The organism is Halosimplex salinum, assembly GCF_003730195.1.
GTDB lineage: Archaea > Halobacteriota > Halobacteria > Halobacteriales > Haloarculaceae > Halosimplex > Halosimplex salinum.
In genome coordinates this window covers 40,680-52,165 of sequence record NZ_QWGG01000016.1, presented here as the reverse complement: position 1 = coordinate 52,165, position 11,486 = coordinate 40,680, and the positions used below count along the sequence as shown (strand labels likewise).

Genomic DNA, 11,486 nt, shown 5'->3' with positions numbered 1-11,486 from the left:
GGCGCTCGCCTCCGAACGAAATACTTCAATTGGAAACATAGTCGGGTGATGCTGACGCATCACCCTTGCCCGCTACGCTTTCATAGCGCCAGCTCTGTTCGACCAACAATCTGCTTCCGAAGAGCGTACAGTTATATCCCGCTCTGTAATCCACACGAGCATGGTTCAGCACGCCACGACCGCCACTCTCTCGGTGATACGGGCGGTCGCCGACGTAGAAGGGACCGACCCCACCGACTTACCACCGCTCGCGGACGCCGTGGACGCCGACGCGCTCAACAAACTGCTGGAACACGAAGGTCGAGACGCGGAACTCCAGATCACCTTTCGATACTGCGGCTACCACGTGATACTCACGCACGACGGGCACGCCGTGGTCGACGCCCCGCGGCCGCGGCCGCGGCCGGGGGTCGAGACGGAGGCGGTCGATCCGGGTCTCGACTCGACCGACGAGTCCCTGGCGGACTGACGGGCACGGTCGCGCCGCGAGTCCCCGGCCGAGCGACGGAAGGACTTATTCCCGTCGCGGCGGCAGGTGAGCCTGATGACGTTACAGGTCACGGTCTGGAACGAGAACGTTCACGAACGTGAAGAGCCGTCCGTCGCCGACCGGTACCCCGACGGCATCCACGGGGCCGTCGCCGACGCGCTGTCGGACCGCGGGTTCGACACGCGGACGGCCACGCTACAGGATCCCGAGCACGGCCTCACCGACGCGGTGCTGTCGGAGACCGACGTCCTCGTCTGGTGGTCCCACTGTGCCAACGACGAGGTCGACGACGCAGTCGCGGAGCGGGTCGTCGACGCCGTCCACGAGGGGATGGGGTTCGTCCCGCTCCACTCCGGGAAAAACTCGAAGCCGTTCAAGCGACTGATGGGGACGACCTGTAACATCAAGTACCGTCACGGCGGCGAGACGGAACGCGTCTGGGTCGCCGACCACGGCCACCCGATCGTCGACGGCCTCCCGGAGTCGTTCGAGATCCCGGAGACCGAGATGTACGGCGAACCGTACGACATCCCCGAACCCGACCGCACAGTCCTGATCTCGTGGTTCGAGGGCGGCGAAGTGTTCCGTTCCGGCGTCTGCTACCGGCGCGGCCGCGGCCGTATCTTCGCTTTCCGCCCCGGTCACGAGGAGTACCCCATCCTCTACCAGGACGAGGTCCAGCAGGTGATCGCCAACGCCGTCGAGTGGGCCGCCCCGACCGAGGGGAGCGACGCCGTCTGGGGCGAAGTCGAACCGGCGAACCGCGACGACTGACCCCGAGCCGACCGACCGCGACGACTGACCTCGAGCCGATCGTCCGTCGGTGACGCGCCCTCGTTCTCTCGCTGAACTCCGCGAACGACCCCCAGTCGCTACCGCACCGATCGGATATCTATTTTAACTACAGTTAAAATTAGTAAAGATTGTAATAAATTCTAGAATATACTTATCTAATGTCCAAATATACGGTGAAGTGGTGGTACACATGGTACGCCACGACAGACGCACGTTTCTCCGGGCCGTCGGGCTCGGCACGACAGGGGTACTGGCATCGAACTACGCGACCGACGGCGTCGCGGCGGCGACGACGATAACGATCGAGGGCGCAGGCTACGACATCTGGAACGCACGCGACGAGTTCCACTACTACCACACCGAGGTCGACGGCGACTTCGACGTGACGGTCAGGGTGGATAGCCTCGAAGACACCGACGACTGGGCGCGTGCCGGGCTGATGATCAGGCAGACGCTGAACGACGACGCCGAGCACGCGATGATCCGGAAGACGCCGGGCAACGACACGTCCTTCCAGTGGCGCTCGGACGACGGCGACCAGGCCGAGAGCACCACGTCCGACGAGGGAAGCGGCGAGGCTGAGGTCTCCGGGGGGACGATGACGGCGACCTGGCAGCGACTCGTCCGCTCGGGCGACACCATCGAGGCGTACGGCTCGACGGACGGGGAGAACTGGACGCTTATCGCCGACATCTCGCCCGGGGAGATCGACTTCGCGGACAGCGCGTACGTCGGTCTCGCGGTCTGCAGTCACAGCGAGGGGACGCTGACCACGGCGGAGTTCTCGAACCTCTCGGGCCTCTCGCCCAGTAGTAACGGAGACATCGGCGACGTGGAGGTCGCGGGGAGCGTCTCGACGAGCGACGGCGGCGGTGGCACGGAGCCCGCCGTCGCCGTCTCGACCGGGTCGGTCTCGAACGTCGGCACCACCTCGGCGACGCTGACGGGCACGCTCGACAGTCTCGGCGGCGCCTCGTCGGCTGACGTGGCCTTCGAGTACCGCGAGTCGGGCGCGAGTTCGTGGACGACGACCGCGAGTCAGACGGTCTCTTCGACCGGGACCTTCAGCGAAAGCGTCTCGGGACTGTCGAGCGGGACCGACTACGAGTATCGCGCCGTCGTCGACGCTGCCGACGGTGACTCCGCCGTCGGATCCGCGTCGTCGTTCACGACGGCCGAGCAGCCGACTTCGGGCATCACCGTCGAGGGTGCGGGGGAAGACATCTGGGAAAGCGCTGACGAGGGCCACTACTACTTCACGGCCGTCAGCGGTGACTTCGACGTGACGGTGGCCGTCGACAGCGTCGAGGACACCGACTCGTGGGCCAAGGCGGGACTGATGTTCCGCGAGTCGATAGCGGCCGACGCGCGTAACGCGATGGTCCGCAAGACGCCGGGTAACGAGTCGTCGTTCTCCTGGCGCGCGGCCACCGGCGGGTCGACCGAGAGCACGACCTCCGACGGCGGCGACGTCAGTCGAAACGGCGGCCGGATGACCGCCACCTATCAGCGGCTCGTCCGAACGGGCGACACGCTACAGGCGTACCTCTCGACCGACGGGTCGAGCTGGACGCTCGTCGCGGAACTGTCGTCGGTCGACTTCGCGACCGAGGGCTACCTCGGCCTCGCGGTGACCAGCGCGAACACCGGGACGCTCTGCACCGCGGAGTTCTCGGACCTCTCCGGGGTCGCGCTGACGAACAATCAGGACCTCGGAAGCCCGGACGTGGCCGGGACCGTCTCCGGCGGGTCCGGCGGGTCAGACACGTCCCCGCTCGTCTCGACCGGGGCGACCGAGACCGTCGGCTCGACGAGCGCGACGCTGACGGGCGCGCTCGACTTGCTCGGGAACGCCGCCTCGGTCGACGTGGCCTTCGAGTACCGCGAGACGGGCGCCGCCTCGTGGAGTACGTCGAGTTCGCAGACGCGCTCGTCGCCCGGCAGCGTCAGCGTCGAGGTAAACGGGCTGACCGAGTCCACGGACTACGAGTACCGCGCGGTCGCGAGCGCGAGCGACGGTGACACCGACGTCGGGTTCGTGGAGACGTTCACGACGCGGGCGCCCGACACCGACCCCGTCGTCTCGACCGGGTCCGCGAGCGAGGTCGACGCGACGTCCGCGACGCTGTCCGGGTCGCTCGACGACCTGGGCGGCGCCCGCTCGGCGGACGTCGCCTTCGAGTACCGGGAAGCGGGCGACTCGTCGTGGACCGAATCGGTCGTCGGGAACCGCTCGGAGACCGGCACCTTCGAGGGAACCGTCTACGGGCTCGCGAGCGAGACCGACTACGAGTTCCGGGCGGTCCTCGACGCCGAAGACGGGGACACGGCCACCGGGTCGACGGTGACGTTCACGACGACGGCAGGGACGAACACGTCCGGCGGCTCGTACGTCGACTACGAGGACGGCTTCGCCGACGTGTCGTGGTTCGACGACGACGTCCAGGTGATGCGGGTCGGTGCGAACGAGAGCGAGATCCGCGACGCGTTCACGACCGACGCGCCGCGCCTGATCGTCTTCGAGGAGAGCGGCGTCGTCGACCTGAACGACGGCGACCTCTCGATCACCTACGGGAACTGCTGGGTGGCCGGCCAGACCGCGCCGTCGCCCGGTATCACGTTCATCAACGGGATGGTCCAGGTCGAGCAGGACAACACCATCGTCCAGCACATCCGCGTGTTGCGCGGGGACGAACAGGGCGGCGAGGGGACCGACCCGGTCAACAGCCGCGACGGCACGTCGAACGTCATCTTCGACCACGTCTCTGCCTACTGGGGCCGCGACGAGAACCTCTCGCTCGGCTACGACAGCACCGACCAGACCATCTCCAACTGTCTGATCACCGAAGGGCTGGAGGACCCCGAGGAGAACTCCAACGGCACGCTCATCGGCGACAACGCCGACAACGTGGCGATCATGGGAACGGTCTACGCGAAGAACAACGACCGCAACCCCCGACACAAGGACGGCAGTCGCGCGGCGCTCGCGAACAACCTCGTCTACTACTTCGACAAGGCGTCGTGGCTCACCGGCGGCGCCCAGGCGAGCATCGTCGGCTGCAAGTTCGCCGGCCGCTTCGACTGGTCGGACGCCGTCGTCAAGGGGAACGGCAGCGCCTACTTCGAGGACAACGCCGTCGTCGACCCCGGGCTCGACGGCCGGGCGTTCCAGACCGTCTCGACTGAGCTGTCCTCGCGGCCGATCTGGCCGAGCGGCCTCTCCGCGATGCCCGTGGGAGACGTCGAGAGCCACAACCTGAACTACGCCGGTGCGCGGCCGGCCGACCGGATCGACCACGAGACGCGCGTGATCGACGAGATCGCCACGCGGGCACTGGACACGAACGTCTCGGACCCCGCGGACTCGGAGATCCCCGACAGTCAGGCCGCGGTCGGCGGCTACCCGAGCTACAGCGGTACGACGCACACGCTATCGGTCCCGGACACTGGCCTCAAACAGTGGGTCGACCAGTGGGCGCTGGCCGTCGAGGAGGAGGGCGCCAGCCCGCCCGACGGCGGGTCGGGCGGCGGCTCCGGCGACACCGACCCCGTCGTCACCACGGACTCGGCGACGAGTATCGACGCGTCCTCGGCGACGCTGAACGCCTCGCTGGACGACCTCGGCGGCGCCTCGTCGGTCGAGGTCTCCTTCGAGTGGCGCGACACCGCCGACAGCGAGTGGACGAGCACGGCGCCCCAGTCGCGCTCGGCGACCGGGACCGTCAGCGTCGACGTGACGGGGCTCACCGGCGGCACGAGCTACGAGTACCGGGCCGTCGCGTCGGCGAGCGACGGCGACTCGGTGACTGCCGAGACGAGCACGTTCAGCACGTCGAGCAGCGGCGGAGGCGGTAGTTCGACCGACGGGGCCTACTTCGACCTGTCGGACGGGTTCGCCAGCCCGGACTGGTTCGACGATAGCGTCGACGTCTACCGCGTGCAGAACGCGACCCGGAGCGCGCTCGAAGACGCCGTCCAGGGCAGCGGCCCGAGACTGGTCGTCTTCGAGACCAGCGGGACGATCGATCTGGACGGGAGCGAACTCGAGGTCACCGCCGACCAGTGCTGGATCGCGGGTCAGACGGCCCCCTCGCCCGGGATCACGCTCACCCAGGGGCTCTTCCAGGTCAACGCGAACGACTGCGTCGTCCAGCACATCCGCTCGCGGGTCGGGCCCGGTGACAGCGGGAACATCCAGGGCAACGACTCGTTCAACACGGAAGACGAGACGACGAACAACATCTTCGACCACTGCACCGCCTCGTGGGGCGTCGACGAGTGCATGTCCGTCGGCTACGACACCGACCGGACGACGTTCTCGAACTGCCTGATCTACGAGGGGCTGTACGACCCCTACGGGAACGGCGAGGACCACAACTACTGCACCCTCGTCGGCGACGGCGCCGACAACGTCGCCCTGCTGGGCAACGTCTGGGCGAAGTCGCGCAGTCGGATCCCGCGACTCAAGAGCGACACCCGGTCGGTCGTCGCCAACAACCTGTGTTACTTCTTCGACGAGGCGGCGAACGTCGACGGGAGTGCACAGACCTCGTGGGTCGGCAACAAGTACACCGGCGTCACCGCGACCGGCGAGTCCATCGTCGAGGGCGGCGGCACCGTCTACAGCGAGGACAACGTCACGGCCGACCCGCCGATCGATTCGGACGTCTCGTTCGTCGAGCAGTCGACGACGAGTTCGCGCCCGCTGTGGCCGAGCGGCCTCTCCGCGATGCCCTCCGGGGACGTGGAGAGTCACAACCTCGGCTACGCCGGCGCCCGCCCGACCGACCGGACCGGTAACGACTCGCGGATCGTCCAGGAGATCCGGGACCGGGCCGGGAACGACAGGCTCGACTCGGAGTACGACTACTGGGTGCCAGACGTGGACGCCGTGGGCGGCTACCCGCAACTGCCCGAGAACAATCACACGCTGAACGTGCCCGACTCGGGCCTCAGCGAGTGGGTCGAGCAGTGGGCGCTGGCGGTCGAAGAACCGGACGCCAGTCCGCCCTGACGCGATGCCAACCGTCCTCCCCACCGCGAGACGGCGGTGACGACCTCCCGACGGCTCCCCGGAGTCGGAGCCGTCACCGGTCCCCCGTTTCGGCGACCGCCAGTTCAGCCCGAGAACGACGTGAGACGTTCGTTCCTGTAACACATTAGTTAATTATATAATTTCTAGAAAATGTTTATTTTGTATCCGTTTGTATGCGAACTCGGTGTCACTTCATGACACGACACGACAGGCGCAGCTTCCTGCGCCTCGTTGGAGCGAGTAGCATCGGAGCAGTGGCAACGGCGGCCGCGGGCAGCGCGAGCGCCGCGCCGGGCATCACGTCTGGCGCGACCTATCGGCTGACTCCGGTCCACAGCGGCAAGGCGCTGGAAGTCGCCAGCGCGGGCACGGGCGACGGCGACAACGTCCAGCAGTGGTCGTGGAACGGCGGCGACCAACAGCGCTGGGTCGTCGAGGAACTGGACGACGGGAACTACCGCATCGAGAACGTCAACAGCGGCAACGTGCTCGACGTGCCGAACGGGGACACCGCCAACGGGACGACGATACAGCAGTGGTCCTGGCACGGCGGGGACATGCAGCGCTGGAACATCGTCCAGAACGACGACGGCACCTACCGCGTCGAGAACGTCGCCAGCGGGAACGTCCTCGACGTGGACAGCTGGTCGACCGCCGACGGCGCGGACGTCATCGACTGGGACTGGCTCGAGGGCGACAACCAGCGCTGGAACTTCGAAGAGCTGTCGGGCGGCGGTGACGGTGGCGACGGTGGATCCGGCGGTGACGACGGTGGCGGCGGATCCGACGGGACCGGCGCGTACTTCGACCTGTCGGACGGGTTCGCGACGCCCTCGTGGTTCGACGACAGCGTCACCGTCCACCGCGTCACCGAAGCGACGCGGAGCGCGCTGGCCGACGCCGTGCAAGCCAGCGGCCCGCGGCTGGTCGTCTTCGAGACCAGCGGGACGATCGATCTCGGTGGCAGTGAACTCGAAGTGACGAACGACCGGTGCTGGATCGCCGGCCAGACGGCTCCCTCACCCGGGATCACGCTCACGCAGGGCCTCTTCCAGGTCAACGCGAACGACTGCGTCGTCCAGCACATCCGCTCGCGAGTCGGGCCCGGTGACAGCGGGAACATCCAGGGCAACGACTCGTTCAACTCCGCCGACGGCACCTCGAACAACATCTTCGACCACTGCACCGCTTCGTGGGGCGTCGACGAGTGCATGTCCGTCGGCTACGACACCGACCGGACGACGTTCTCGAACTGCCTCATCTACGAGGGACTGTACGACCCCTACGGCGACGGCTCCGACCACAACTACGCGACGCTGGTCGGCGACGGCGCCGACAACGTCGCGCTGCTGGGCAATGTCTGGGCGAAGACGCGCGGCCGGGTCCCGCGACTCAAGAGCGGCACCCGCTCGGTCGTCGCGAACAACGTGATGTACTTCTTCAACGAGGCGACGAACATGGACGGGGACACCGAGGCGTCCATCGTCGGGAACGTCTACATCCCGCAGGACCTGGAAGACACCGCTATCGAGGACGGGAACGCCTACCTCGAAGACAACGTGACGGACCCGAGTTCGACGCCGCTGACCGGCGGGACGTCCGAACTATCCTCGCGACCGCTGTGGCCCGGCGGTTTCTCGGCGATGGCCGCCGGCGACGTGGAGAGCCACAACCTGAGCTACGCCGGCGCGCGACCGGCCGACCGGACGAGCAACGACTCCCGCATCGTCTCGGAGATCCGGAACCGGGCCGGCGACGGCTACACCGACTCGCCCTACGACTACTGGATCGCCGACCACGAGGAGGTCGGCGGCTACCCGCAACTGCCGGAGAACACCCACACGCTGAACGTGCCCAGTAGCGGCCTGCGCGACTGGATCGATCAGTGGGCGCTGTCCGTGGAGGACCCGAACGCCAGTCCGCCCTGACCCCTCAGGGTTCGGGGTCGTCGGCTCACCGCTCGCCGACGCTGCCGTCCGCGCGGCGGCCGATGGGCCGCTCGTAGGAGAGGTCTCGGCCGTCGAACTCGGCGACGGTCGCGCCGTCGATCTCGACGCCCAGTCCCGGCCCCTCGGGAACGTCGAGGAACCCGTCTTCCACCTCGAACATCCCCGGGTTCTCGACGTAGCGGAACGCGCCCTCGACCTTGTGCAGCACCTGCTCCTGGATCAGCGCGTTCGGAGCGGCGGCGTCGATCTGGAGGGACGCGGCGGTACAGAGTGGCCCCATCGGGCAGTGGGGCGCGACGGAGACATCGTACGTCTCGGCCATGTCGGCTATCTTCTTTGTCTCGGTGATCCCGCCCGCGTTGGACACGTCCGGCTGGACGACGTCGACCACGTCCGCCTCCAGCAGCGGTCTGAAGTCCGAGCGGGTGTACAGTCGCTCGCCCGTGGCGATGGGGAGCCGCGTCGCGGTCGCGATCCGCTCCAGCGCGTGGCCGTGCTCGGGCGTGACCGGTTCCTCGACGAACATCGGGTCGAACGGCTCGACCGCGCTCGCGAGTTGCCGGGCCATCGCCTTCGACGCGCGCCCGTGGAAGTCCAGCGCGATGTCCACCTCTGGACCGACCGCCTCGCGGATCGCACCGACGATATCGGCGGCCTCGTCGACGGCCGCGGGGTCGTCGACGAGTTCGAGGCCGCCGGTGGGAACGAGTTTCAGCGCCTCGAAGCCGTCGGCGACGTGCGATTCCGCCTCGCGCGCCGCCGCGGCGGCCGGGTCGGCGACGCCGTCCTCGCGGTGGGCGTCGACGTGCTGGTAGACGCGGATCCGGTCGCGGGTCGCGCCGCCCAGCAGGTCGTAGACGGGCGCGCCGAAGCGCTTGCCTTTCAGGTCCCAGAGCGCCTGGTCGATGCCCGCGATGGCGCTCATGTGGACCGGTCCGCCGCGGTAGAAGCTGCTCCGGTACATCGCCTGCCAGGTGTCCTCGATGCGTTCGGGATCGCTGCCGAGGACGTACTTCTCCATCATCTGGTCGACGGCGGCGGGGGTGGCCGACGGCGCGTCGCCGCGGTAGTGCCACTTCGTGTACGGTTCCCCCCAGCCGACGCGGCCGTCGCTCGTCTCGACCTTCAGGAACTGCCAGCGCGGCGGGACCTCGTAGAGCTCGTAACTCGTGACTCGCATCGACCGGTATGGCACGCGCTCGGTCGTGAATCTTTGGGCCGAGGGCGTCCACCGACAGCCCGATCCGGGGACGCTCGTATCCGGTCCAGCCCGCCCCGACCCCAATGTTCATGGCCGCGTGGGACAGTGAGTGGAGTATGTTCGAGATAGCGGCGCGTCGCTCGGTCGCGGAGCCGCCCGAGTGGGCAACGCGCCAGCGGGCCCTGTTCGACCTGTTCGAGACGGCCGTCGACGAGTTCGTCGCGGACTACCTCGACGAGGACGGCGAACCGCTCTGGCCGCCCGAGGATCACGTCGGCGTCGACGGCTACGACGACGTGATAGAGGGCTTTTACAACTGGCCGCTCGTGTACGCCATGGGTGGCGACGAGTCGCTGCTGAACCACGCACAGCGGGCCTACGAGGGCGCGCTGACCCGCTTCGAGCGGGCCGAGACCCCGCACGGCCACCCGATGGTCGTCGACGAGTTCGAGCAGTGCCGCGACTGGTTCCACCTCGGGGAGGGGAACCTCTACACGTACAACATGGGGCTGGCCGCGCCGGACGACGACGTGGTCGCCGACCGGGCGGAGAAGTTCGCCGACATGTACCTCGGCGACAGCGACCTGAACAACTACGACCCCGAGCAGCGCCTCGTCCGCGCGCCGATGAACGGGAGCGCGGGGCCGGAGTACAGCGACCTCTCGGCGTTCGGCGCGCGGTCCACCTTCGGCGGCTACGGCGCGGACTACCGCTGGGCGAGCCACGGCCTCCCGTGGCGCGACCTGGAGTTCGAGAGCGCCACCGAACTGCTCGACCCGGCCAACGAGGACCGGCTGTACGAGATATACGAGGAGCGGTGTTCGAAGGGCGATATCCCGCTCAACCTCGCCATCTCCAGCCTGATGACCAACGCCTACCTGCACACCGGCGACGAGAGCTACCGGGAGTGGGTGACCGAGTATCTCGACGCGTGGCGCGAGCGCACGGAGCGTAACGGGGGAATCATCCCCGACAACGTCGGCCTCTCCGACGAGATCGGCGAGTACACGAACGGCGAGTGGTACGGCGGGATGTACGGCTGGTCGTGGGGCGGCTGGCACTACGTCGGCGTCGGGACGACGACGGCCGCCGAGAACGCGACGCTCCTGACCGGCGACCGCGACCACCTCGACTTCCACCGCTCGCAGCTCGACGTGCTGATGGAGGAAGGGATCGAGCAGGGCGAGACGCTCTACATCCCCCACAAGTACGGCGGCGAGGGCGACTACCACTACAACGGCTCCGGGCTCCGCGAGGACGACGGCGAGATCGCGTGGCGCGACGGCTGGTACGAGTTCAAGCCCCACCGCGACGACCCGTACGCGATCCACCTCTGGTTCATGTCCCAGGACGAGGCCGACCGCGACCGCGTCGCGGACCTGCGCGACTGGGGCTCGCGCGACTGGAAACAGGTCGACATGCGCCCGTCCTCGAAACACGGCGCCGGCAACGAGTACGCGTGGCTGGCCTACCTCGACGGCGAGTTCCCGAACTTCCCGGAGCGCGTCCTCGAAGCCAACCGCAACCACGCGCAGGAACACCTCGACCGGATGCGCGCGGAGGGCCGCGAGCCCGACGTGCTCAACGAGGACTACCTCCGCGACCGCAACCCGGTCTTCCACCGCGGCCTGCTCAACCTGACGATGGGCGCGCCACAGCCGGTCTACTACGGCGGCATGGTGATGGCGCAGGTCCGCCACTTCGACCCCCAGCGCGAGCGGCCCGGTCTCCCCGAGGGCGTCAGCGCGCTCGTCGAGCGGGTGTCGAGCGACGGGGTCGACCTGACGCTCGTCAACAGCGGGAGCCGCGACCGCGAAGTGCTCACGCAGGCGGGCGCCTACGGCGAACACGAGTTCACCGGCGTCGAGTACGACGGCGAGGAAGCCACCGCCGACGCGGACGCGCTCCGCGTCTCGCTGCCGAGCGGCACGCGCGTCTCGGTGTCGGCGGAGATGGACCGGTTCGTCGACGACCCGGGTTACGCGTTCCCGTGGGACCGAGCGGAGTGAAAAGAGG

General features: G+C 68.0%; 6 protein-coding genes. 5 read left to right on the top strand and 1 reads right to left on the bottom strand.

All coding sequences use genetic code 11. The annotated features are described in order from the left end of the window. Positions 1 to 160: 160 nt before the first annotated feature. From D1409_RS23490 to D1409_RS23470, 4 genes are all read left to right on the top strand, one after another. Positions 161 to 469 (top strand): HalOD1 output domain-containing protein, encoded by a 309-nt coding sequence (locus D1409_RS23490; RefSeq protein ID WP_123539391.1) that lies wholly within the window; start codon positions 161 to 163, stop codon positions 467 to 469. A 75-nt stretch (positions 470 to 544) separates the two neighbouring features. Further along, on the top strand, positions 545 to 1,264 hold the full coding sequence (locus tag D1409_RS23485; RefSeq protein ID WP_123539390.1) for a ThuA domain-containing protein: 720 nt from the start codon (positions 545 to 547) through the stop codon (positions 1,262 to 1,264). Between the two features lie 211 nt (positions 1,265 to 1,475). After that, positions 1,476 to 6,299 carry a hypothetical protein gene (locus tag D1409_RS25300; protein ID WP_206425177.1) on the top strand — a complete coding sequence of 1,608 codons (4,824 nt, stop codon included), beginning with the start codon at positions 1,476 to 1,478 and terminating at the stop codon, positions 6,297 to 6,299. Positions 6,300 to 6,514: 215 nt separating this feature from the next. Further along, positions 6,515 to 8,248, top strand: coding sequence for an RICIN domain-containing protein (locus D1409_RS23470; RefSeq protein ID WP_164471876.1), 1,734 nt, complete (start codon positions 6,515 to 6,517; stop codon positions 8,246 to 8,248). A 25-nt stretch (positions 8,249 to 8,273) separates the two neighbouring features. On the opposite strand, the gene dgoD is transcribed toward D1409_RS23470, so the two are convergent. Then, on the bottom strand, positions 8,274 to 9,449 hold the full coding sequence (gene dgoD, locus D1409_RS23465; protein WP_123539388.1) for a galactonate dehydratase: 1,176 nt from the start codon (positions 9,447 to 9,449) through the stop codon (positions 8,274 to 8,276). 137 nt (positions 9,450 to 9,586) lie between these two features. On the opposite strand from dgoD, the gene D1409_RS23460 reads away from it, so the two are divergent. Further along, entirely contained in the window at positions 9,587 to 11,479 is a 1,893-nt protein-coding gene (locus D1409_RS23460; protein ID WP_123539396.1) for a hypothetical protein, read from the top strand. Positions 11,480 to 11,486 lie beyond the last annotated feature (7 nt).